Origin of the sequence: Flavobacterium granuli (genome assembly GCF_900129705.1) — a bacterium.
Taxonomy (GTDB): domain Bacteria; phylum Bacteroidota; class Bacteroidia; order Flavobacteriales; family Flavobacteriaceae; genus Flavobacterium; species Flavobacterium granuli.
This window is the reverse complement of sequence record NZ_FQWO01000014.1, coordinates 1-24719: the sequence shown is the minus strand read 5'-3', so window position 1 is coordinate 24719 and position 24719 is coordinate 1. Positions and strand designations below refer to the sequence as shown.

Below are 24719 nucleotides of genomic sequence, written 5' to 3'. Positions count from 1 at the left end.
AGGAAGCTTTTTTATATTTACTCCAAAAAAGATTGCTATGAATATTCAGCATATAAACAACACTATCGCACCACAAAAAAAAGCGTTGCTGCTTCACCCTCTTTATAAAAAAGTAAAGACCATCGAAGACTTGCAATGTTTTCTGGAGAGCCATGTGTTTGCCGTTTGGGACTTTATGTCTTTATTAAAAGCTTTACAAACCAAACTAACCTGTACTACCACACCTTGGTTTGCCACCAGTAATCCCCAAACTCGCTATCTGATAAATGAAATCGTACTGGCCGAAGAATCGGACCTAACGCTTGACGGTCGCCGCCAAAGCCATTACGAAATGTACATTGAAGCGATGAAAGATTGCGGAGCCGATACCTCAGAAATTGAACGTTTTTTATCCGAAGTCCATTCGTTACAAAACATCTTTGTAGCCATAAGAACAAGTAGTCTGCATCCTAAAATCAAAGCTTTTTTAGACTTTACTTTCAGTGTTATTGAACAGGGCAAACCCCACGAAATAGCAGCTGCTTTTACCTTTGGAAGAGAAGATTTGATCCCGAGTATGTTTACCGAAATCTTAAAAAACTTTCAAGCTAATTTCCCAGACACGGATTTAAGCAAACTCATTTACTATTTCGAAAGACATATCGAATTGGATGCCGATGAACATGGCCCTATGGCAATGCACATGATCAATGAACTGTGTGAAAACGACGCCCGAAAATGGCGAGAAGCAGAAGAAATATCTGTGTTGGCTTTAGAAAAACGCATCGGCCTTTGGGATGCCATTGAAGAACATATCATGGAAAATCATTTGACCACAACATAAAAAAAGTCCCAACTAAACATTGGGACTTTTTTATTTTAACTTTCCGGAGCCAGCTCTAATTCTAAACCTTCCAGATTTTCAGTAATTGGAATTTGGCATCCCAAACGACTGTTTGATTTCACGTAAAAAGCCTCTGAAAGCATTGCTTCTTCATCATCACCCATTTCCGGCAATGCAACATCATTCAACACATAACACTGACAAGAAGCACACATAGCCATACCGCCACAAGTCCCTTCAACAGGAAGCTCATAAGCCTTACACAATTCCATGATATTCATGGCCATATCTGTTGGAGCCTGTAATTCATGAACAACTCCTTCTCTATCTTTTATTTTTATTAATACATCCATTGCTATTCGTTATGGGTTTTGAATTAAATTTTTGGAATTAAAAACCAGATGTTGCGATCTCAAAGATTATTAAAATCCAATGGAAACAAACCACTCCACTTTAAATCCACCTTTTCAATACTAAAGATTTCTTCGAAAATACGATTCAGAAAGCATCTAATTTTCTTATCATCGACACAAACTAGCTTTCTAAGTCTAATCTACAAGACATTTACAACAGTTTCAATTTGTGGCGCAAACTTTTTGATTGTAGTTTCCACTCCAGCCCTAAGAGTCATCTGGTTTACACTACAACTCGTGCAGGCGCCTTCAAGTCGCACTTTCACATGCTTGTCGTCTTCGATGGAAATAAGCGTAATATCACCTCCGTCAGAAACTAAAAAAGGTCTAATTTCCTCGAGTGCTTTTTGAACTTCGCTTGTTAATTCTTCTGTTGTCATATTTTAAATTATTGGATTATTAGATTGTTGGATTATCAGACTTAATTATTCATCTAATAATCCAATAACCTAAGAAGTCTATTTTTTTACTGCTGAACAACCTGCCATAGTCGTTATCTTGATGGCTTCGGTAGCAGGAAGACTCTCATTTCTTCTTACCGTTTCTGCTACTACCTTACGTGTTATTTCTTCAAAAACACTTTCGGTCACAGAACCTGTTTGCATAGCAGCCGGACGTCCGTAATCTCCCGCTTCACGGATAGATTGTACGATTGGCACTTCACCAAGGAATGGTACCTCTAAATCTTCTGCCAGATTCTTAGCTCCTTCTTGACCAAAGATGTAGTATTTATTGTTAGGCAATTCTTCAGGCGTGAAATAAGCCATGTTTTCAATGATTCCCAAAACAGGAACATTTATTGCTTCCGAAAGAAACATAGAAACTCCTTTTTTAGCATCTGCCAAGGCCACCGCTTGAGGTGTACTTACCACAACAGCACCCGTAACTGGTAATGATTGCATAATCGACAAATGAATGTCTCCTGTCCCTGGAGGCAAATCGATTAACATGAAGTCTAATTCTCCCCAATCAGCATCAAAAATCATTTGATTCAACGCTTTAGAAGCCATCGGACCTCTCCAAATTACTGCCTGACTTGGCGAAGTAAAAAAACCTATCGAAAGCATTTTCACTTCGTAACTTTCCACCGGCTTCATTTTGGATTTCCCATCAACAGTAACCGAAATTGGTTTTTCATTCTCTACATCAAACATAATAGGCATAGATGGACCGTAAATATCGGCATCAAGAACACCTACACTAAAACCCATTTTAGCCAAACTTACCGCCAGATTAGCCGTAACTGTAGATTTACCTACTCCTCCCTTACCGGAAGCAACAGCGATAATGTTTTTTATTCCCGGAATTGCTTTTCCTTTAATTTGATTTGGATTTTCAGCCACAGCTGCTTCTACCTTACTATTTATTTTCACTTTCGCATCAGCAGAAACTAAGTCGTGAATAGTTTTTTTAATATCGTCTTCTGCCCTTTTCTTGATATGCATCGCAGGCGTGTGTAGCACTAAATCTACGACTACTTCATCGCCAAAAGTAATTACATTTGTAACTGCTCCACTCTCTACCATGTTTTTTCCTTCTCCCGCTATAGTAATTGTTTCCAAAGCTTTAAGGATATCTTTTCTATCTAATTTCATTATAAGTGTATGTTTTTTTTGATAGCCTCTAGTCGTACTATTGCTATCTTTATTTAAACTGATTTTAGATTGCAAATATACTATGAAAAGTTCTTATTATAAAGAAATTAGATTGGATTTATTAAGCCTTTCAACAGCTCAAAATAGAAATGAGTTATAGTAATTCCAAAAGTGCCCCGAATTCAAAATCAGACTCCCGTTTTTACAAACATTCATCAAAAAAACCCTAGCATTCCCTAACCTCAGGCTGCCAAAAATGTTTTTCAAAATCCACAATCTGATTATCGATGACTTCAATCCCTTCACTTTCTAACAATTGTTGCATCAGATTGGTTCCGTCAAAATGGAATTTTCCGGTCAGTAATCCTTTTCTGTTCACGACACGGTGCGCAGGAACATCCTCCATATCATGCGAAGCATTCATCGCCCAGCCCACCATTCGTGCCGAACGCGCTGCTCCCAATGCTTTGGCAATTGCCCCATAAGAAGTGACCCTTCCGTAAGGAATTTTTCTGGCAATGACATAAACTCTTTCGAAAAAATTATCCTCTGACATGGTTTAAATATTACAAAGAGATCAATCCGAGACAATAGAACCGCGGATTAATCTAGATAAAACTTAATGATATTGAATAATGTAATTAGGGATATCAATCCCGTTATACAACCAATGATTTTATTCATGTTGCGCAATAAATAATCTGCTTTGCTTTCTATTTTTTTAAAGAAAGTAATATAGAAATAAAAAACGAGTGAAGATCCCAGCACCACCCCACTGACAAAAGTAAAAACCGAAGGAGTATCGAATGAAAAAAGTCTATAACTAGACAAAGTAATACTTACAAAAACATAATAGGGAATAGGAAAAAAATTGAGCGCCGAAAGCAACATTCCCAGAAAAAAACGCTTCTTTTTACTGCTCTGTTTGATTTTGGCCTTCTTGATTTTGGGCTTTTTGGCTATCCACAAAAAATAAACCGTCAAAGCTCCAAATATTCCAAAACCAACCTCCCGCAATAAGTTGACAATATCCGGACGAATATTGATTACACGAGCAAATATTATGGCCAGATAAGCCTGAAAAAAAATGACAATTACCGCTCCCAGAGTAAACCATAATGAATTTCTTAAACCCTCTTTCAAATTCACTTTGGCAGCCGTCATATTAATCAAACCCGGAGGTATAATCCCTATAACAGCCGTTAGGAATCCTAATAACAAGGTGGTCATGAAATTCATTTACTAAGATTAAAGCATTCAAAAGAACAATCCAGACATTGCTGTACTATTATTCTTTAATTTTAAATCGAATATACGTAATTGCTTTGTTAATTTCCAAATATTGTTTTTCATAGAAAGTCTGAAAAGCCGTTACTTCTTCTGGGCTACCTTCGCTTACATAGACATTGTGATTAGCATAAAGCACCTCATGTCCTTCACCGTGAAGCAATCCAAGGGTGTAACCGTGCATGAATTCACTATCTGTTTTCAGGTTTACTACGCCTTCTTTTTTAAGTATTTTTTTGTACAATTGCAGAAACTCCGAATTGGTCATTCTGTGTTTTGTTCTTTTGTATTTAATTTGAGGATCCGGAAAAGTAATCCAGATTTCATCTACTTCATTTTCGGCAAAAATATGATTGATTAACTCGATTTGAGTTCGAATAAAAGCCACATTGTGCAAACCGGTTTCGACTGCAGTCTTGGCACCACGCCAAAAACGAGCCCCTTTAATGTCAATTCCAACAAAATTTTTATTGGGATATCTTTCGGCCAAACCTACCGAATATTCCCCTTTTCCACAGCCTAATTCCAAGACCAATGGATTGTCGTTTTTAAAGAAATCCGAGTTCCATTTCCCTCTTAAAGGAAACAAATCACCTACTACTTCTTCTCTTGTCGGTTGAAAAACGTTATTGAATGTTTCGTTTTCCTTGAATCTTTTTAATTTATTTTTACTTCCCACGCTTTTACAGATATTTTGGCAAAATTAAGGAAATATATAAGACCGAATCGTCTGGCGACGAAAATTAATTCAAATCCTCCATGGAGTACTGGTTGTACCTCGATTTTTATTCTATCACATTCAAACTTCCTGATCCAATTCCTCAGTCCAAAAAATTCTCGGTAAAAATTAATTCCTTACTTTTCCTTTTGCAATTTTTCGATTAGGGCGTCTTCTAAAGCGGCTTTTGCTTTTATCACCTCACCGCTATTATCATTAGGAATAGTCATCGACAAAACATAGTGTTTTATTTTCCAATGCTTTCCTGTTTTTACCACTACTCCAGAACCTCTGCAGATTTTCATCTGAGTATTCAACAACTCATCAAACCAAGCTGTTTTTCCAGTCTCATCAAAATAAATATGACGCTCCAAGGCCGTAAAGCTCCATGCCTTTCCCTTGTCAAAATGAGGCTTGGCGTATGCCTGAAAAGCGGTTTTATTCCAATTCTCGGTTGCATCAGTTCCAATAAAAACAGCATCTTCAGCCATAAAACCAAAATAAGTCTCATAATTAGCTTCGGCAGCGGCTTTGTGCCAAGAATCAAGTACAACATCAATTTGATCCTTATCGGACACCACAGCATCTTTAGTCGATTTACAAGAAAACAAAACAAGAAATAAGAGGAAAATAGTTTTTTTCATGGCAAAAGAGTTTGGATAAAAGTATAAAAAGTTTCCTTTAAATAAAACGGATAAAAAAACGAATCTTTTTTGAATTAAATCCAGACAAAACTCTTTTTATCAACGAATTCAACTGTTAACTCCATTACAATTAACTTTTTTCAAAGAAAATATTTGGCTACCTTTAGTAAACAATTGTGCTATGAAAAAGTTTGTTTTACCCATAGTGGCTCTTTTGTTTGGTTTTTCAGTTGTCACTGTATACCAATACAGAAATAATGACCTAACGGTTAAGGCAATTTATTTTGTCAAAAATCTGCGCCAATCCATTAGCGGAAAAAACAGCATTTCTATTGACAACACAAGCCTAACTAATTTTTTCAAGAAATACCCCTATTTAGACAAATACCAATCGGAGGTAACTACGCTCTACAAAAAAAGAAACTACAAATCCATTTGGTATGATGACGGACAACTCATAGAATTTGCCGATCTATTGTATTCCAAGTCGGAGCAAATTGAAAACGAAGGTTTGAAATTTGATTTGGCTTACAAAGAAAAAATAGACGCTATTTTCAACGACCAATCTGCCGCCAAAATCAGTCAAAACGATAAAGAACTATTGCTCTCCACACTTTATGTCTATTATGTCAAAAAAGTATTTTATGGCATAGATACCGATAAAATACATCAAACCGGATGGTTCCTGCCCAGAAAGGAACTTTCTTATAAAAATTTATTGGATTCTTTATTGGCCGAACCGGAATTGCTGGACAAAAATGAAAAAGTACTCATTTCCCAATATTACAAACTGCGCGCTGCCTTGCAAAAATACCGCCAAATAGAAAAAAATGACAATTGGAAACCCATAGACGCCGAATCCCAAATCAAAAAATACAGCCCCGGAGACAGCGCAAAAACAATTGCCCAAATTAGACACCACCTTTTTGTTCTAGGTGATTTAACCCAAGATTCTAAAAACAATGTCTATGATGACGAACTGAAAACTGGTATTTTAAATTTCAAAACAAGAAACGGCTACAAACCGGACTATCTTATTGGATCCCAACACATCAACCGCCTCAACCAGCCTATCGAAAAATACATCCAAACCATTAAGGTCAATATGGAACGCTGCCGTTGGCTTTCTCCCGAGCTGGAAAAATCCGAAGAATTCATTATCATAAACATTCCGTCCTTTCAATTATTCTATATCAAAAACGGCCGAAATGTTTTATCCTCCAGAGTGTTTGTGGGCATCAATATGATGGAAACGGTAATCTTCAGTTCCACCATCAGCAGCGTTGTGTTTAGCCCTTATTGGAATGTGCCCCAGAGTATATTGGAAAACGAAATCAAACCGGCGATGGAAAAAGACCCTGATTATCTAATCAAACACAATCTGGAATGGAACAAGAAAAGTCTTAGACAAAAACCGGGACCAAAAAATGCTTTGGGAGTAGTCAAATTTGTGTTTCCCAACACCTACAGCATTTATTTACATGATACTCCGTACAAATTGAATTTCAATTATGAGTTTCCCCGTTTCAGTCATGGCTGCATCAATATGCAAAAAGCCAAAGAACTGGCCTATAAAATTCTGGAAAACAATCCCCAATGGCCCGTAGAAAAAATAAATGAAGCCATGAACAGCGGAGTAGAAACGGTCTATCCGTTAAAAAAACCCATCCCTATTCACATTGGTTATTTTACCTCTTGGGTAAATGACGACGGAAAAATTAATTTTTATTTTGATATTTATACCAAAGACGATCTCTTGGCCGAATTTCTGTTTAACAATACCCGAAATTTCGAAAAAACAACACCCGTTAAGAGATTGTCAAACTAAGCCATTCCGCTCATTTTTTCGTATCTTTAGCACTGATATTCAAACAGCTTCAATATGAAACGCCCTACAATCTGCTTTCTTTTTCTGGCTTGCTGCTTTGTACTCTTTAGCACTCCCAACATCCTAAAAGCCAGCGCTAAAAAAAAGATACTTGTACACACAAAATTGTTTTGCCAAAGAATCCCATCCTTCGAACCCATTCCTTTCGACAGCACTTTAATAGCTCCATTTTTTTCGAAATACCCAAAATTAAACTACCTCAAACCCGAAGTGGTAAAATTGTATCGAAAACACAGCTACCAATACCTTTGGTTTGATTACAAAGGCCTCAATGAATTTGCCAACATATTGTACGACAAAATCAACAATCTGGATCAGGAAGGTTTAAAAGTCCGAGTTCCCTATGCCGAAAAAATAAGAACCATTTTTCAGGATCCGGACAATATGGAGAAATCAAACATCGAGGTCGAATTACTGATGTCTTCGCTGTATTTTTTTTATGCCGATAGAGTATTCAAAGGTTTGGATGCTACAAAAACAGCAGAACTGGATTGGTATTTGCCTCGAAAAAAACAATCCTATGTCAACAACTTGGATTCCCTGCTTCGGGATCCCAAGCTGATTAACCAACCAGACAAAGATCTTCTTGGACAATATTATCTATTGAAAGATGCTCTCAAAAAGTATCGTGATATTGAAAAAAAAGGAGGATGGAATCCTATTATTTTACCCAAAAAGATAAAATTCCTCAAACCCAAAGACACCGCAGAAGTCATTCTTCAAATTAGAAAACGTCTTTTGGCAAGCGGTGACTTAGACAGCGATTCCGGGAAAAATGTCTTTGATTCCGAATTGTTGACAGCAGTCTTAAAATATAAAAAAAGAAATGCTTTTGCGGCTGATTCGCTGTTGTTACCAAAACACATCACCAACATGAATATTCCCATAAGCGAACACATCAAAACCATCATGATCAACATGGAACGCTGCCGCTGGATATCGCCTAGTTTGATTAGAAAAAAACAATATATCACCGTAAACATCCCTTCCTTTACCCTCACTTTTTTCGTCGATGGTAAAGCCGAATTAGTTTCCAAAGTGGTTGTAGGAAAGGCATTGAACAAAACGGCGGTTTTCACTGGCGAATTGAGCCAAATTGTATTTAGCCCCTATTGGAATGTCCCCCCTAGCATTTTACAAAAAGAGATTTTACCCGCCATCGCCAAGAACCCCAACTATCTGGCTAAAAACGACATGGAATGGATCGATAACCGCGTGCGCCAACGCCCGGGACCGCAAAATGCCTTGGGAAAAATAAAATTTGTTTTCCCTAATTCTCATATCATTTATATGCATGACACCCCCGCCAAAAGTCTTTTTAATCAAGACAGCAGAGCCTTCAGCCACGGCTGCATCCGTGTGGAGCGACCGCGGGATCTGGCTATTTTGGCATTGAAAGGGGACCCAAACTGGCCAGTGAAAAAGATTGATGAAGCCATGAATAAGGGAATTGAAAAAACATACAACCTAAAGACAAAAATTCCCGTTTACATTGGTTATTTCACCGCTTGGGTAAATCGTGACGGAACAATCAATTTCTATGACGACATCTATGGTCATGACCTGCGCCTCGCCGAAATGCTTTTTACGGATTGATTAGAGATGAACTTCAGCTATTTCTTCTGTAATCACTCCTTTGTCGAGAGCTTAAATTTTTAACCAGCATAAAAAAACTGACGCTATCTTATTCAAAAGACGGCGTCAGTTTTAGAATGATCTGCCCGCGGGCAGTTATTTAATAGGTTTTTTGTTTTTCAAAACTAGTAGTCAACACTTTCTTGATCTTATCCAGAGCACCGTGAAAGGCTTTCTCCGTACTATCGGCATGATGAGTTACTGCTACAGGCTGCATATTTACCGGTCGGGCTTCAATAAGGCAGCGTTTGTCATTGACTCCGGACTTATCGCCGTTTTCATCTCCAAAATGAACTTCTAAACGGGTTACTTTGTCATCAAAACGCGCTAAAGCCGTTTCTAATTCCTCCGCAATATAGGCTTTCAAACGAGCGTGTCCTTCTACATTGTTGTCTGTGTTGATTTGTACTGTCATGTTTTTATGATTTAATGTTGTCTTTCAAATTTACCGATTACAATACAAATAAACGAGCGAATTAATAAAACATTATGAAAAAAAAAGAAAGAAAAAACGGATTTAAAAAGCATTAGAATTGAATTAGCCGTCTTCTAAATAATCTTAAATAAAATTGTTCTCATTTTCAAATTCGGAATCAACTTCTATTGCAAATCGACAGCTCAATTTAGCCATCCTTTTTTTAATTTCTTGTTTTCCATCTAGATTACTAAGAAAAATAATTCCCTTCTACCTTCAAAAGAATATGTTCCATAAAAAAACACTACTCTTTCGAATAGCGTTTTTTGTATAAAAAATAAAAGGGTTCTTATTTTACTTTTGGCAAGCTTTTGATTCCCATATTATAAAGTGTAAAAGCTTGAATGTCTACATTTTCCTGAATGGTTGCCGCTACGGATTTTCCTGCTCCGTGACCCGCTTTAACATCAATACGAATTAAAACCGGATTAGTTCCCGCTTGTTTTTCCTGCAACTCAGCCGCAAATTTAAAACTGTGCGCTGGCACCACTCTATCGTCATGATCTCCTGTGGTTACCATAGTTGCCGGATATTGTGTTCCCGCTTTTACATTGTGCACAGGTGAATACCCTTTGATGTATTCAAACATTTCCTTGCTGTCCTGCGCCGTTCCATAATCATAAGCCCATCCTGCTCCTGCCGTAAAAGTATGGTAACGCAACATGTCCATTACACCTACCGCCGGCAAAGCCACTTTCATCAACTCCGGGCGTTGCGTCATCGTTGCACCCACTAGCAAACCTCCATTAGACCCACCACGAACGGCAAGAAAATCAGAAGAAGTATAGTTTTTTGCAATCAAATACTCGGCTGCAGCGATGAAATCGTCAAACACGTTTTGTTTTTGCATTTTGGTTCCGGCATCATGCCATTTTTTACCGTATTCACCACCCCCACGAAGATTAGGCACAGCATATATTCCTCCATTTTCCATCCAAACCGCATTGGCAATGCTGAAACTTGGCGTCAAACTTGCATTAAAACCACCATAACCATAAAGAATCGTTGGGTTTTTACCGTCTAGCATCAATCCTTTTTTGTGGGTAATCATCATCGGAACTTTGGTCCCATCTTTTGAAGTGTAAAACACCTGATTCGACACATATTCACTGCTATTGAAATCAACTTTTGGTTTTTGGTAAACCGCAGATTTTCCTGCTTTTGGTTCGAAAGCGTAAATGGTTCCCGGAGTAATATAATTGGTAAAAGAATAATACAAAGTCTTGTCTTTTTTCTTTCCTCCAAAACCTCCGGCTGTCCCCAGTCCTGGCAATTTGATCTCACGAAGCATTTTTCCGCTGTAATCGTATTGCTTCACCACCGAAACGGCATCTTTCATATAATTGGCAAAGATGTAGCCTCCACCGGTAGACGGCGACAATACATTCTCTGTTTCGGCAATAAAATTTTTCCAGTTTTCCGGTTTTGGATTATTCACATCTACGGTAACGATGCGTTTGTTAGGCGCATTCCAATCCGTCTCGATAAACAACTTTCCAGCTTCATTGTCAATAATAGAGTTGCTGCTGTTGAAATTATCGACAATAGTAACAATTGGGCTGTTTGGTTTTTTCAAATCTTTGATGTACAACTCATTCCCATAAGTAGAATTAGCCGCTGTAATCACTAGGTAATTATCGTCTTCTGTTACATAACCTCCCACATACCTTCTTTTTTGGTCTGCTCCAAAAATAATTTTATCCTCTTTTTGAGAAGTTCCCAGTTTATGAAAATACAATTTATGTTGGTCTGTCTTGGCCGATAATTCGCTTCCTTTTGGCTTCTCATAACTGGAATAATAGAAACCTTCGTTTCCTTTCCAAGACAATCCGCTGAATTTTACGTCAATCAAAGTATCTTCGATTATTTTTTTAGACAAAGCATCCATAATGATTACTTTTCTCCAGTCGCTTCCTCCTTCTGAAATGGCATAAGCCACTTTTGAACCGTCTTTAGAGAAATCCAATCCGCCAAGTGAAGTGGTACCGTCTTTAGAAAAAGTATTTGGATCCAGAAAAACCTCTTCTTTACCGGCAGCATCTTTTCTGTACAAAACCGACTGATTTTGTAGTCCGTTATTTTTAGAATAGTAGGTGTACTTTCCTTCAACAGATGGAGCGCCTATTTTCTCATAATTCCATAGTTTTTCCAATCTCTCTTTCAACTGGTTTCTAAATGGAATTTTGGCCAAATAGTCATAAGTCACTTCATTTTCGGCTTTTACCCAAGCTGCCGTTTCAGCAGATCGATCGTCTTCTAACCAACGGTAGGGATCATTTACTTTTGTTCCAAAATACTCATCAACAGTTCCTCCTTTTTTGGTTTGAGGATATTGAATGGAATTTTGTCCAAACGAACTTAATGTGGAAGTCACTGCCATTACAAGAATTAGTTTTTTCATTAAAATAATTTTAAAGGTTAATACAAAAATAGGAAAATAGTCCACATCGACAAGCTCCCTTGAAATAAGGGAGACCGTCAATTAGGTTGAAATCGATATGATTTTATAAATTGAAATGAACGCCTAGAACCACATTTCGGCCTATGTTAGGAATGCCGTCCGTTTTTAATCTGGAAAGGTGAGCAATGTAGGATTTATCGAATAAGTTATTCCCGTTCAGGCTAAGATCGAATGCCGTTTTACCTAGTTTTACTTTTCCTCCAAAACCTAGGTTCACCAGGGTATATCCATTGGAACTTGTTTCAAAACCACTCACCTTATTTTGATTCAAAGTAGTATTAATACTTAAAGCAGCGAAACCTTCTTCGAGCCAATTTTTAATCTTAAACTCGGTTCTAATGGTGTTTTTCCAATTGTTTACCGGAATCAAAGGCAAATAATCACCGTCCTGTTTCTTACCCGTCACGGTTTCAAAACTGGTTTCATAATGCAACCAATCCAATGGATGCGGGTGAAGATGCAATCCTATTTCCCCACCGTATAATTTGGCGTTATTTTGAATATAATTAAAAACATCGTTAGCGTCAATTTGGGTTCCCGCCGGCGAAGTGTAAATATAATTGTTGATATGATTGTAAAATCCATTTACAAAAAACTCAAAATGGCTGTTGCCGTATTCTAAATTCAAATCCGTTTGCAGGTTCTGTTCTGTTTTCAAATCACTGTTCCCCACTTCGTAGCGATTGCTTCCTTCGTGAACACCATTGGAAGTCAACTCGGCCAAATTAGGCGCCCTGAAACCCGAAGCGAGATTCAAACGCAATGTTAAAGCATCAGCAAGATTGGTCTTGTAGCCCAACGAAGCATTAAAGCTGTCGAATGATTTATCGATAGATTTAAAATAACCTTCTTCTTCTGGCTCACCATGGGCAATGCTGGTAATTTGTCGGTTATCAAAACGCAATCCCGCTTGGATCACATTGGATTTCCATTCGTAATTTGCAGTTCCAAAAACACCAAAATCATTAGTAGTTGCATCCGGAATTAAATATTCTTCCCCAGAATTCGTATTCGTTTGATGCATTCCCTGGATTCCCACAATGGATTCCAACTTACCCATTTTTGGAAAATAGTATTTCGCATCATAATTGAAGGTTTTTAACTTCATCTGTAAACCAGCCACATTGCTGTCTTCAAACTCGCTTCTGTCATTGGCCACATAACCCAAATCAACATCTATTTTTGAATTTTTCAGATAAAAAATAGAATTCAAACTCAACAAATGGTTGAATACGCCTTGTCTTGGAAACTCGGTATTCTTGCTCGAAGTCTGCTCAGCAATTCCTTCCTCGGGAATCCCTATATCCAGCTTATTGTAATTGTATCTTAAAACCGTCGAGAATTTAGCATTGTTGTACCCAATTCCGGTTTTAAAATCAGTTTCATTGTATCGCGTGTTGGTCACACGATCGCCTCCCGCAATTCTATAATCAGAATGCGTGCTATAACTTCCGCGAGCGAGGAATTTCCAGTTTTCGCTGGACGTTTTTATCCCCAAAGACGAATTGCTTCCCAGCGTATTTGAAAATAATTTTTGACTAAAATCTGCTTTAAAAGTATTGGCAGTGGCAAATTTCTCCGGATTGAAATACAAAACACCACCCAAAGCATCTGAACCATACAGCAAAGAAGCGGGGCCTTTGATCACCTCAACACTTTCAATTCCCGAATCATTTAAACCCAAGCCGTGTTCATCCCCAAACTGTTGATTCTCCATTCGGACTCCTTGTGAATAAACCAATACACGATTGCCACTCAAACCTCTGATAACCGGTTTTCCGATAGATGTTCCTGTTGAAACCTGAGAAACTCCTGGAATAGTAGCCAATCCTTCGCTTAAGGTCGCCGTTCCTTTTCGTTGCAAATCGATCATCTTTTCGTGTTCGACCTTCATTACGTTTTGCGATTGTATTTTGTTGAAAGCCGTCGAGACAATTACCTCGTCCATTTGAAACAAAGTCTCTTCAAGAACAACGTCTAATGTATTCACTTTTTGAAGATTTGTTATCGTCTTATTCTGATTGGAAAAACCAACAAAGACAAAAGTTACATTTAAATTCCCATTGGGAAGATTGTCCAAGATATATTTTCCGTTGGCATCCGTTGTTGTGCCTTTATGCAGTTCAGGGGCATAAACCGAAACCCCTGTTATGGGCTTATTAGCACCGTCTCTAACCGTTCCTGAAACTTTATTTTGAGCCTGAAGCATCGCCGAAAACCCTATTATTAGGGTAATTATAATTTTTTTCATTACAAGTAATTGTATTGTTATATAGAAATACATGCTCTTGAATAATTTTTCTAAAGTCATAAAATAAACAAAACACAAAGGCACGACTATCGATATAGTTGCGACTTTATATGCTATTTACAATTAAAACTCAGAATAAATTATAAGAAAAACATCTTTTAAAACTGTCATATCAAACGAGTCTGTTTGATGATGAGCTACCCGAAAAAATTCGGAAACTATTAAATGTAGAAAAAAGGTGGCCCGCGATGCGAATACAAACTCCCTGAAAAGAAAGCAATTTCTTTTTCGTTTTTGAAGAAATGGGGAACCTGTTTGTAATTTGGATTGAGTTTATAAACAAAGACTTCCGGAGTCACATAGGCTCCAAAAGTAAAATGACACACATTACAATGCTCAATTTTATGATGCTGATGCGTTATTTCGGCTTGCTTGCCACTATATTTGTGATGACATACTTTTTCAGAAAACTGCTTCACAAAATGCTCATACATATGCAATGACTGATACAGTATTGAAAACAATACGATCATCGACAATGAAAGACTTATTATGAGCTGTTTCTTTTTCATTCGCCACAAAAATAGGAAAACACCAAAGAAAAAACCATCTGTTAAGCAAAATATATGAATTGCTTAACAGATGGTTCAAAAAATTACATTCTGAAAAACTTACACCAGTTTTGCGGCAATAAGATATTCAGCAATTTGAATCGTGTTTGTGGCAGCGCCTTTTCTTAGGTTATCAGCAACAATCCACATATTTAATGTATTTGGTTGGCTTTCGTCACGACGAATTCTTCCCACAAAAACATCATCTTTTCCTTGCGCATACATTGGCATTGGATAAGTAAAGGTATCGTTATTGTCCTGTACAACAACCCCATCAGTATGATGCAATATATTTTGAATTTCAGCTACTTCAAAGTCGTTCGAAAACTCCACGTTTACCGCTTCACTGTGTCCGCCTACGATAGGCACACGCACGGCAGTAGCAGTAACTGCGATAGTGTTATCGCTTAGGATTTTTTTAGTCTCACGAACTAATTTCATTTCCTCTTTGGTATATCCATTGTCTTCAAAAGAATCGCATTGAGGAATTGCGTTTCTATGAATTGGATATTTATAGGCCATTTCGCCTTGAACACCTGCGTATTCATTTTCCAATTGTTGTACCGCTTTCACACCCGTTCCCGTTATGGATTGATAGGTAGAAACAATAACACGCTTGATGTTGTATTTTTTATGTAAAGGAGCCAAAACCAAAACCATCTGTATTGTAGAACAGTTTGGATTGGCAATAATTTTATCTTCTTTTGTCAATTCGCTGGCATTGATTTCAGGAACAATCAATTTCTTAGTTGGATCCATTCTCCATGCCGACGAATTGTCAATAACAGTTGTTCCGGCTGCGGCAAATTTTGGAGCCCATTCTAATGAAGTTTCTCCACCGGCAGAAAACAAAGCAATATCGGCTTTCATGTCTACAGCAGTTTGCAAACCTACAACCGTGTATTTCTTTCCTTTGTATTCAATTTCTTTTCCTACTGATCTTTCAGATGCAACGGGAATTAATTCTGTTACAGGAAAATTTCTTTCCGCCAATACTTTTAACATTACTTCGCCAACCATTCCAGTAGCGCCTACAACTGCTATTCTCATAGTATATTATATTATTGAATTCTTATTTTTTGAATTGCAAAAGTAAGTAATATCGAAACGAAAACAAGCGTGTTAACAAAAAATAACAAAATGTTATAAATACAACAAAAGTAAAAAAAACCATCCGCAATACGGATGGCCTAGTTAAACCTATAATGAAATGGTCTTATTTTTTCAACAGGTCCCTGATTTGAGTAAGCAACTCTTCTTGAGTTGGTCCAGCAGGAGCTGCAGGTGCAACCACCTCTTTCTTTCTTGCTTTTTCAGCAGCTCTCAAAACAACAAAAATAAAGAATGAAATAATTACGAAATTGATGGTAGCCTGAACTAAATTACCATAAGTAATTACGGCAGCACCAGCTGTTTTTGCAGCGGCTAAATCAGCATAGCTGTTCCCATCCAGCGTGATGAATTTCTGTGTAAAATCAATTCCGCCCGTTATCAAACCTACAATTGGCATGATAACATCATCTACAGCTGAACCCACAATTTTTCCGAATGCACCACCAATTACAACGGCAGTCGCTAAACTTAATACATCACCTTTCATTAAAGATGCCTTAAAATCGCTAAAAAATCCCATAAATTTTATTTTAAATTAAACTTTCACTAAGTCTAAATTAATAAATTTTTAACATTCTACACTATGCTGCATACAATTAATAGGATATTATCGGTAAAAAACTCTTTTTACTCTTTGAGAGATACTGGTAAGAATCTCATAAGGAATCGTATGCAACTTGTGAGCAATTTCAGAAACAGTAGGGCTTTCGCCAAAAACTACCACGGCATCACCCTCTGTACAGTCAATTTCAGTGACATCTACCATCATCATATCCATGCAGATGCTTCCTAGAATACTTGCTTTTTTGTCTTTTATGGTAACAAATCCAACGCCATTACCCCAAGCTCTTGAAACTCCATCGGCATAACCTATAGGAATAGTCGCCACTGTCGTGGGTCTTTGGGCAACAAATCTACGGCCGTAACCCACGCTTTGGCCCACAGGAACCGTTCTTATTTGAGAAATCACTGATTTCAAAGTCCCAACATTTTCTAAATACTTCTGTTCGGCAGCATCATTAGAAACGCCATAGAGCCCTATACCCAAGCGCACCATATCAAATTGAAAATCAGGAAAATTACTGATTCCTGATGTATTTAAAATATGACGGATAGGAGTTATCGCTAATTCCTTCATGATCTTTGAAGACACTTTATCGAACAATTCAATCTGTGAAACTGCAAAATCATAATGCTTCAAATCATCACTTGTTGCCATGTGCGACAGAATGCTTCGCACCTCAACCGCCTCTTCCCCTTTCAGTGCAGCAATTAATTCGTCAATGACATTTTCCTCAAATCCCAAACGATGCATTCCCGTATCAAGCTTAATGTGAATTGGAAAATGCTTCAAGTTTTTTTGTTTTGCGATTTTCAAAAAGGCATGCAAACCTTTCAAACTATAAATCTCTGGCTCCAATTGATGCTGTATAATGGCCGAAAAACTGGTGTTTTCAGGATTAAGCACCATAATGGGCAATTGAATTCCGCCATTTTTTAGCGAAATTCCTTCATCGGCAAATGCCACGCCCAAATAATCAATTTTATGATGCTCGAGCAGTTTAGCGATCTCAAGTCCGCCGCTGCCATAGCCAAAAGCTTTGACCATGACCATCAATTTTACGTTGGGTTTGAGTTTAGACTTAAAAAAATTCAAGTTATAACTGATGGCGTTCAGATTTATTTCCAGCACGGTTTCATGTGTTTTCTCTTCCAGCAAATAAACAATTTCTTCAAATTGGAAAGATCGGGCGCCTTTTATCAAAATAGTTTCATTGGCAAAATCCAAGCTTTCGAAACTAGAAATAAATTGAGCCGTATCTTCAAAAGTAATGCAGTTTGTAAACTGCTCTTTGAATGCCGAAATAGTTTTTCCGATACCTATGACTCTATTGATATTATTAGAAACAATTAATTTTGACACTTTAGAATACAATTCCTCATTAGACAAACCGCTTTGAAAAATATCCGATAAAATAACCGTTTTCTTTTGGTATTGCTTTTGACTTTCCAGAAAATCCAACGCTATTTTTAAAGACTGAAAATCGGAACTGTAACTGTCATCTATCAAGGTACAATTATTGATGCCGTTTTTTACTTTCAATCGCATTTCAACAGGAAACAGCAAGGCCATTCTGGACTGGATTGTAGCAGTATCGTACTCAAAATAGAGCATCGCCATTAAACAACTAATCGCATTTTCTAAAGAAGCCTGATCCTGAAACGGTATGGTGAACTCCTGCGAATTCCCTTTGTATTTATAGTAAAGTTTGCTGCCTTGATTCGCTACCTCTTTTTTAAAGACAAAAACATCAACCGTTTCATCGACGAAACTCCATGTAAATGCTTTTGTACCAGGCGCTACATATTTATCGACCAAATCGTTTTTTTGATAAATAAGTACCGGAGTATGTTTAAAAAGAAGCAGTTTTTCTTTTATCTTTTCTTCTAAATTCACAAAACCTTCATCATGTGAAGAACCAATATTAGTCAGGATTCCTATTGACGGCCGAATGATTTTCTCTAATTTTTCCATTTCGGCAATCGTTGAAATTCCGGCTTCAAATAGACCCAGATTGTGCTTCTCATTGATGGCAATAACCGACAATGGAACACCAACCTGTGAATTATAACTCTTTGGACTTCGAATAACATTAAAATCAGGACTCAATAAGAAATTAAGCCATTCTTTTACAATTGTTTTACCGTTACTTCCGGTCAAACCAATAACGGGAAAATTAAATAAGCTGCGATAATAGGCTGCAAATTGTTGCAAAGCATGCAAGGTATCCTCTACGACCAAAAAATTGGCCTGATCAGCACATCCTTCCGGAATATGGCTAACAACAAAATTGCAAACGCCATTAGCAATTAAATCTTTAACAAAAAAATGGGCGTCATTATTAGGCCCTGCCAAGGCGAAAAACAAAGTATGTGCGCCGTTTTGCAACGAGCGGCTATCAATAGAAACAGTATCTATTATCGCTTCTGGATCATTTCCAACATATTGGGCTCCAAGAATAGGGAAAATATTTTTTATCAGTAGGCTCATCTAATGGAAGACGTGAATCACGTAATTATATTAATTTAAAAGAATTTCGAAATAAAAAAGCGCGTTTTCTACTCAAATGCATTCAAAAATACCACTTCTTTTCAAAACGCTGTCAAACTAAGCCATAATTTTCGAACAATAAAATTACTGATAAAAACAGCATTATCATGAGGCTTTTTACTTAATTCCTTATATTTGTTAAGTTAACCAATAGCTGCCGTTTTGAAAAAATTACTTCCCCCTTTTTCCTATATTTTCCACCCTATATTCATTCCTATTTATGCGACTTTGTTTTACCTTTTTGCAAATGATTCTTATTTTGTAAGCCGTGAAAAATATGTAGTTCTAATTCAGGTTTTTATCATTAGTTTTATAATACCAATTTTATTCTTTTTTCTTTTGCGTTATACCGGAAAAATAAGTTCAACGATGGCCCCCGACTTATCTGAACGAAAAATTCCATTAGTAATTCAATGTTTTTTGATTATTTTATTGGTTCGAAAAAGCATCACTATAGATCGCTATCCTGAATTGCACTTTTTTTTCCTAGGAGCATTATTAAGCACTATGATTGCTTTACTGCTTTTATTTGTCAAAACAAAAGCAAGCCTTCACATGATGGGAATAAGTGGGTTAACATTGTTTGTCTTTGGATTGAGCTTGCACTATCACACACAACACATCTACACCATTGCTTTTTTAATCCTAATGAATGGACTCGTGGCTTCCTCCCGAATAGAAATGAAGGCACATACCATAAAGGAATTGATTATTGGACTATTATTAGGTAGTATTCCGCAAATGCTGCTATTGTATTTATGGCTATAGGATATAAAAAATAACTCCTATCTGGAGTAATTTCATCGCTATTTTATCTCCATCTATTGCTGCCGTTTTAAAAATAGGCGTTAAACCATAGTAGATGTATACGTTGATGGTATTATAACCCGCGGAAGCATAGGCTCCGTATAAAATTTTATTGAAATCCTTGTTCCCTGAAACCACCACTTTACCTTGATCATCAGTAAAAACAGAGCGATCCATCAGCAAATAACTAAATTTAAGCCCGCCATAAATTCTCCAAAACTTATAACTCTCATAAGTTGAAGTTCTCCACCTCAATTCGATTGGCACATCAACTAAGAGTTGGCTAAATTTATTTTTAGAATAGGCGGTTCCCGGATCTATAATAGCATAGGAAAAGGTTTGGTCTATTTTGGAAACAGCCAGATTTTGAATGTAATTATTATATGAAAAACCCAGACCAGAAGCGATGGCAATGGTCCTGTCTTTATTTATAGGCATGTCCCTAAGAAAACCGGCAGAAATTCCTGCTGAGAATTTATCTTGTTTCAAACCGGCAGGTTTTTGCAACAAAGAATTATATGTAAATCCAAAATAAAACTGATCTTCTCGATAAAGAGAATCAATTTTCACGTCTTTGGTTTCTTGGCTTTGCTGTGTTTGCTGTGAAAAAACAGCAGAAACAGACACTAAAAGAACCCAACTAAAGAATAATCGTAAACTGCTGCTCTTGCCCAATGATTGATCTATTTTAGTCTTCACCTTATTCATCTGTACCTCTTTTACCATACAAATATAGGATTTTGACCGTATCATTAAACCTATAAAATCAAAAAACAGCCTCATTTCTAGAATAAAAAGAAAAATCCATACTAAAACTATTTTTAGTATGGATTTTCTTCCAGCCTTCGTTTGTTTTCTATCGTCTAGAAATTTAAAGCTGGTTCAATTTGACCATTAAAACAGTACAAACTCATCTGTTTTATCAGTCCTAAAATCATTTAGATTCCCATTCAAGATGAAATAATCAAAAACATGATTATTAAAGCCCCTAGAGACAGGCTCGCCGTAGTTACAAAAAAAGCACCTACATATAAAAAAACTTGTTTTTTCTTACTTTCTATTCTCATATCTTAGAATTTTTAAACTCTAAATTGTTTATTTATTTTACAAACTTTAATATCATTTCACACTAACAAGCCGATATGAAAGCCAATCAAAATTAGTCCATTTCCACACAAAAATACAAATATAATCGATAAGCTACATTTATTTGCAATATAAGTAAATTTATTACTACAAAATATTATTTGGATAAAAAGTTTTTTACATTAGAAGTAACCACTAAAAAAGACCAACAAATTCACTTGAAAACATAGCTAAAAAATTAAGTATAAAAAAACCCGCTACTGAATATAGCGGGTAATTAATCTTGCAGAGAGGAAGGGATTTGTACCTCTCGTGAAAACCCTATGTTTTAAAGGGATTTGAAGCTTTATCAAAATGAGTGCACCTCTTTGTGCACCTTTAAAATTAAGTCAATTTATGTCTTGTGTTTACACCCACAAAGTTAGTGCAAATCGTGCTTTTTTACAATGTTTTTCGTCCCCAAATAATCAGAAAGTTGTGTTAAATTACTCTTTAATTATCCGATTATCAGATGTTCTACTTGTTCATATTTTAATCCTGTGCAGGAGCAGAATTCTTCTATGGTCAGGAATTCGTTTTCCAGTTTGTTTAAATCTTGTTTCACTTTCTGCATCAGCCTGATGCTTTGGCGATAACTTTTTCCTGTGATTCGCTGTATGTCTTTGGGGTAAATACATACTCTCTTAGTTTCTGTTTTCATACTCTATCCATAGCTTTGAGTGGGCTTTGACTAAGCTAATCCATTATGCTTCATCCTGAAACAACTGTACAGTTGATTCAGAATAAATTTAGCGAAAAAACTCATCATTTTAACAAATACAAATTTAGGACTTGTCAGCCGCTTCCAGGGATGACATTTATGCTGTTATGTGCCATTTGTACCATTGGGTGCCATCCTGTACGGTGACCTCTTTCAAATTCCTCGTCGATACCTCAACTTTGTCTGATAATCAATCGGGGAATGTTGCAACAGGATGATGATTGAAAGAACAGTTAGATTATTTTGAACTTAAAAATTAGAGATTATGGCAAGGCAGAAAGGCATAATTAAGTTGAAAGGTACTATCGGGGATATTACTTTTTATAAGACCCAAGAAGGGCATTTGGCTCGTGAGAAAGGCGGCATCGATGCGAGCAGAATTGCGAGCGATCCTGCGTTTCAGAGAACGCGTGAGAATTGCGCTGAGTTTGGCCGAGCCGGAAAAGCCGGTAAAACGTTGCGAACGGCATTGCGTACTTTGCTTTTGAATTCGGCGGACAGCAGAATGGTGGGCAGATTGACGCAGGCGATGGTCAAAGTCATCCAGGCGGATATGGTAAACGAAAGAGGGTTGCGCAATGTCATTGATGGGGAAGCGGAATTGCTTGCCGGATTTGAGTTTAATGCCAGAGGGAAATTGGGCACCAGTTTATTCGCTCCTTTTGAGGGAACGATTGACAGGGCCAGCGGAGAAATTACTGTTGATTTGGCATCATTCCTTCCAGGGAATATGATTGCGGCTCCGAGCGGAACCACGCATTTTAAAATTATTTCGGCTGGGGCTGAAATCAATTTTGAAGCGGAGACTTTTGTTGTTGCAAGTTCCGAAACTGCGATTTTACCATGGGATATGACTCCAACGGCTGCTATTAACCAAACTAATTTGGTTAGTCCAAACAGCGTTAGTCCGTTGTTTTTGGCTCTTGGGGTTGAGTATTTTCAAGAAGTGAACGGCAAAATGTATCCGTTGAAAAACGGTGCTTACAACCCGTTGGCCCTGGTGCAGGTAAGCGGATTGTAAGATGGTTTTGGTGTTGAACAGAACTTATTTTCCCGAGGGAACGCAGGGGGTCTTGGAATGGAACGGCACAATAGTTTGCTATACCATCGAATTGCCTTGGCTTCAAAATCAAAGGCGGATTTCCTGCATTCCTGAAGGAGAATATGTTTTAGTGAAGCGATTTAGCTCAAAATTCCAATGGCATTTGCATTTGAGAAGTGTTCCGGGAAGAGTTTTGATATTAATCCATCCCGCCAATGACGCGAAGAAGGAATTATTGGGTTGCATTGCTCCCGTTAGTCAGCATAGCGGAATTGGTAAAGGGTATTTTTCCCGAAAGGCGTTTGGAAAGCTTAAAACTTTGGTTTATCCGGTTTTAGAGCGCAATGAAGAAGTAAAAATAAGTATCAAATCTAAAAAATAGCATTATGAATGTAGTTGAACGCGCGAAAGCGCCTACCCCAAAGTTTTTTAAGATTTTGAGAACCGTTGGTTTAACCTTGTTGGCCATAAGCGGAAGTGTGATAGCGGCTCCCATTGTTTTGCCGGCTACTGTTGTTACTGTTGCCGGTTATTTGGCCGTTGCCGGAGGGGTGATCTCGGCAGTAAGTCAGATCACTGTTGATACTTCGACTCCGCTCAGTAGGACAATAAAAGGAGAAGAAGAAACCGGAAATTCAGGCAGAGACCCTGAAATAAAATCAGGGTAAATGGAGACTAATATCTCCCTGCGAACCGGCACGGTATCAGGGACGTTGTTGAGTGTGATACCCAACATCTTTTCTGAAGATATTGTAAAAACGATTATCTTAGCGGTAGTGGGAGCCGTTGTGAGTTTTGCAGTATCAGTCCTTTTAAAATGGTTGACAAAATCTAAAAATAAATAATCTGGATTTGATTGGTTCCCGATAGCAATCGGGACTTTTCCGGATTTATATGATAGCCTGGTCCGTTGGATCAGGCTTTTTTAGTTTTTGACGTTCCGCTTACAGCGGCAGTTGCCAGTCTAAGCGAAACGAGTTCTTTCGGTGAAGATAAAATATTTTCGTAAAGATAAATGTTCCGGTTACTACAAATTAGGCAATTGCTGTTGCAAGCTGTTAGCACTCGTTATTTCAGTTTATGCCGAATTTGGATGTTATATCCATGAATATTTCTCTGTCAGCGATTGAGAATAAAAGCATTTCTGTGTAATATAAATTTTGTTCTTTTTCATTGTCGCCACTCCATAACTTTTTATTAATAATTTTAATGAGATTGTTCAATTCAAAATATGCATCCTTTTTATTGATGAATAGTTTTTTGTCCGCGTTATTTATGTAAAGTTTGTGGTCTAAATGCTCAATGTGTTTAGGTTGGTAATTTGAGATATTTTTTAACCTGATTAAGACATTTAGGTCAAAAGCCGACATTTTTGAATTTCTACCTTCTGGAATGGGAAAGTATTGTTGTCCTGCGTTTTCTGAAAGAATAATCCAGTTAAGTGAATACGCAACACGAGAATCATAGATTATATTTTTTTCGGGGAACAAATACGCTCCAACCTTTGAAGAACTCGCAATTCGGTTAAAGGCTGGTTTATCTTGTTTTAAAAATTCTTCGATTAGTTTTATCGTATCATTGTCGTTAGCGGTTAAAATTCCACCCCAATCTTTAATAACCCATAAACAAAGTTTGTCAAATAAATCCTTGTTCGTTTTAAGTGTTATGTTTAGTTTTTGTCCAACGACTTTTTTCAGTTGAAGTTCCTTTTCGTAATTGCTTAAAGAGTTTATTTCATTTACCTGTTTGTCCGACAGTACACCAAGTTCAACAAGTCTTTCAATTTTGGCATTCCAGTTATATAAGGTCGGCAAGTCTGATTTATGTCTTTCAAGATAAGCTACAATTTTGTCTGTGTCGAATTTGGTAGTCATATGTTGTTACGTTTTTTATAATGAGTGCTAACGTCAGTCTGTGAAAAAACCTCCGCTTTATTACAAACAAATATAGCCAAATAGTTGTATAAAAACAGGATTTTTCTTATTTTTAAGAATGCAA

General features: G+C 37.2%; 25 protein-coding genes. 8 read left to right on the top strand and 17 right to left on the bottom strand.

Annotation, left to right across the window (positions count from 1 at the left end; all coding sequences use genetic code 11):
• Positions 1-37: 37 nt before the first annotated feature.
• On the top strand, positions 38-823 hold the full coding sequence (locus BUB25_RS14935) for a DUF3050 domain-containing protein (protein WP_072945737.1): 786 nt from the start codon (positions 38-40) through the stop codon (positions 821-823).
• Positions 824-858: 35 nt separating this feature from the next.
• Here the strand turns inward: BUB25_RS14935 and BUB25_RS14930 are convergent, their stop codons facing one another.
• The 7 genes from BUB25_RS14930 to BUB25_RS14900 all read right to left on the bottom strand — a co-directional run bounded on the left by BUB25_RS14930 (position 859) and on the right by BUB25_RS14900 (position 5480).
• Positions 859-1176, bottom strand: a complete 318-nt coding sequence (locus BUB25_RS14930) for a 2Fe-2S iron-sulfur cluster-binding family protein (RefSeq protein ID WP_072945736.1) — start codon at positions 1174-1176, stop codon at positions 859-861.
• 200 nt (positions 1177-1376) lie between these two features.
• A complete protein-coding gene (locus tag BUB25_RS14925) occupies positions 1377-1616 on the bottom strand; it encodes a NifU family protein (RefSeq protein WP_072945734.1) in 240 nt (79 codons plus the stop codon).
• Between the two features lie 78 nt (positions 1617-1694).
• Positions 1695-2831, bottom strand: coding sequence for an Mrp/NBP35 family ATP-binding protein (locus BUB25_RS14920; RefSeq protein ID WP_072945843.1), 1137 nt, complete (start codon positions 2829-2831; stop codon positions 1695-1697).
• A gap of 226 nt (positions 2832-3057) precedes the next feature.
• Positions 3058-3387, bottom strand: a complete 330-nt coding sequence (locus BUB25_RS14915; protein WP_072945732.1) for an MGMT family protein — start codon at positions 3385-3387, stop codon at positions 3058-3060.
• A 47-nt stretch (positions 3388-3434) separates the two neighbouring features.
• The gene (locus BUB25_RS14910; RefSeq protein ID WP_072945731.1) at positions 3435-4070 is read right to left on the bottom strand and encodes a LysE family transporter; all 636 of its coding nucleotides are present in this window, start codon (positions 4068-4070) and stop codon (positions 3435-3437) included.
• A gap of 49 nt (positions 4071-4119) precedes the next feature.
• Positions 4120-4797, bottom strand: a complete 678-nt coding sequence (trmB, locus tag BUB25_RS14905; RefSeq protein ID WP_072945729.1) for a tRNA (guanosine(46)-N7)-methyltransferase TrmB — start codon at positions 4795-4797, stop codon at positions 4120-4122.
• Between the two features lie 176 nt (positions 4798-4973).
• The gene (locus BUB25_RS14900; RefSeq protein WP_072945727.1) at positions 4974-5480 is read right to left on the bottom strand and encodes a nuclear transport factor 2 family protein; all 507 of its coding nucleotides are present in this window, start codon (positions 5478-5480) and stop codon (positions 4974-4976) included.
• A gap of 181 nt (positions 5481-5661) precedes the next feature.
• Here BUB25_RS14900 and BUB25_RS14895 point away from each other — a divergent pair, with 181 nt between their 5' ends.
• Complete coding sequence (locus BUB25_RS14895) at positions 5662-7308, top strand: L,D-transpeptidase family protein (protein WP_072945725.1); 1647 nt, start codon at positions 5662-5664, stop codon at positions 7306-7308.
• Positions 7309-7362: 54 nt separating this feature from the next.
• Complete coding sequence (locus tag BUB25_RS14890) at positions 7363-8964, top strand: L,D-transpeptidase family protein (protein WP_072945724.1); 1602 nt, start codon at positions 7363-7365, stop codon at positions 8962-8964.
• A gap of 139 nt (positions 8965-9103) precedes the next feature.
• Here BUB25_RS14890 and BUB25_RS14885 read toward each other — a convergent pair whose 3' ends face one another.
• The 7 genes from BUB25_RS14885 to BUB25_RS14855 form a co-directional block, all read right to left on the bottom strand.
• Positions 9104-9418, bottom strand: a complete 315-nt coding sequence (locus tag BUB25_RS14885; RefSeq protein ID WP_072945722.1) for an HPF/RaiA family ribosome-associated protein — start codon at positions 9416-9418, stop codon at positions 9104-9106.
• A 349-nt stretch (positions 9419-9767) separates the two neighbouring features.
• On the bottom strand, positions 9768-11879 hold the full coding sequence (locus BUB25_RS14880; protein ID WP_072945720.1) for a prolyl oligopeptidase family serine peptidase: 2112 nt from the start codon (positions 11877-11879) through the stop codon (positions 9768-9770).
• 103 nt (positions 11880-11982) lie between these two features.
• Positions 11983-14190, bottom strand: coding sequence for a TonB-dependent receptor (locus BUB25_RS14875; protein ID WP_072945842.1), 2208 nt, complete (start codon positions 14188-14190; stop codon positions 11983-11985).
• Between the two features lie 221 nt (positions 14191-14411).
• Positions 14412-14762: a hypothetical protein gene (locus tag BUB25_RS14870; protein WP_072945719.1), complete on the bottom strand. Its 351-nt coding sequence runs from the start codon at positions 14760-14762 to the stop codon at positions 14412-14414.
• Positions 14763-14861: 99 nt separating this feature from the next.
• Positions 14862-15851 (bottom strand): aspartate-semialdehyde dehydrogenase, encoded by a 990-nt coding sequence (locus BUB25_RS14865; RefSeq protein ID WP_072945717.1) that lies wholly within the window; start codon positions 15849-15851, stop codon positions 14862-14864.
• A gap of 166 nt (positions 15852-16017) precedes the next feature.
• Positions 16018-16434 carry a large conductance mechanosensitive channel protein MscL gene (gene mscL, locus BUB25_RS14860; RefSeq protein ID WP_072945715.1) on the bottom strand — a complete coding sequence of 139 codons (417 nt, stop codon included), beginning with the start codon at positions 16432-16434 and terminating at the stop codon, positions 16018-16020.
• Between the two features lie 87 nt (positions 16435-16521).
• Positions 16522-18966 carry a bifunctional UDP-N-acetylmuramoyl-tripeptide:D-alanyl-D-alanine ligase/alanine racemase gene (locus BUB25_RS14855; protein WP_072945713.1) on the bottom strand — a complete coding sequence of 815 codons (2445 nt, stop codon included), beginning with the start codon at positions 18964-18966 and terminating at the stop codon, positions 16522-16524.
• Positions 18967-19188: 222 nt separating this feature from the next.
• Here BUB25_RS14855 and BUB25_RS14850 point away from each other — a divergent pair, with 222 nt between their 5' ends.
• The gene (locus BUB25_RS14850) at positions 19189-19794 is read left to right on the top strand and encodes a hypothetical protein (RefSeq protein WP_072945711.1); all 606 of its coding nucleotides are present in this window, start codon (positions 19189-19191) and stop codon (positions 19792-19794) included.
• Here BUB25_RS14850 and BUB25_RS14845 read toward each other — a convergent pair.
• Together BUB25_RS14845 and BUB25_RS14840 are read right to left on the bottom strand one after the other, a co-directional pair.
• Complete coding sequence (locus BUB25_RS14845) at positions 19789-20559, bottom strand: porin family protein (protein WP_244533839.1); 771 nt, start codon at positions 20557-20559, stop codon at positions 19789-19791. The genes BUB25_RS14850 and BUB25_RS14845 overlap by 6 nt on opposite strands.
• A gap of 856 nt (positions 20560-21415) precedes the next feature.
• Positions 21416-21619: a hypothetical protein gene (locus BUB25_RS14840; protein ID WP_072945710.1), complete on the bottom strand. Its 204-nt coding sequence runs from the start codon at positions 21617-21619 to the stop codon at positions 21416-21418.
• Between the two features lie 325 nt (positions 21620-21944).
• On the opposite strand from BUB25_RS14840, the gene BUB25_RS14835 reads away from it, so the two are divergent.
• From BUB25_RS14835 to BUB25_RS16675, 4 genes are read left to right on the top strand one after another with little or no spacing between them, the layout of a single operon-like run.
• On the top strand, positions 21945-22700 hold the full coding sequence (locus tag BUB25_RS14835; protein ID WP_072945708.1) for a hypothetical protein: 756 nt from the start codon (positions 21945-21947) through the stop codon (positions 22698-22700).
• 1 nt (position 22701) lies between these two features.
• Positions 22702-23103, top strand: coding sequence for a DUF5675 family protein (locus BUB25_RS14830; protein ID WP_072945706.1), 402 nt, complete (start codon positions 22702-22704; stop codon positions 23101-23103).
• Positions 23104-23107: 4 nt separating this feature from the next.
• Positions 23108-23389: a hypothetical protein gene (locus BUB25_RS14825; protein ID WP_072945704.1), complete on the top strand. Its 282-nt coding sequence runs from the start codon at positions 23108-23110 to the stop codon at positions 23387-23389.
• Positions 23390-23566, top strand: coding sequence for a hypothetical protein (locus BUB25_RS16675; RefSeq protein ID WP_170066909.1), 177 nt, complete (start codon positions 23390-23392; stop codon positions 23564-23566).
• Between the two features lie 228 nt (positions 23567-23794).
• On the opposite strand, the gene BUB25_RS14820 is transcribed toward BUB25_RS16675, so the two are convergent.
• Positions 23795-24595 carry a hypothetical protein gene (locus BUB25_RS14820; RefSeq protein WP_072945702.1) on the bottom strand — a complete coding sequence of 267 codons (801 nt, stop codon included), beginning with the start codon at positions 24593-24595 and terminating at the stop codon, positions 23795-23797.
• Positions 24596-24719 lie beyond the last annotated feature (124 nt).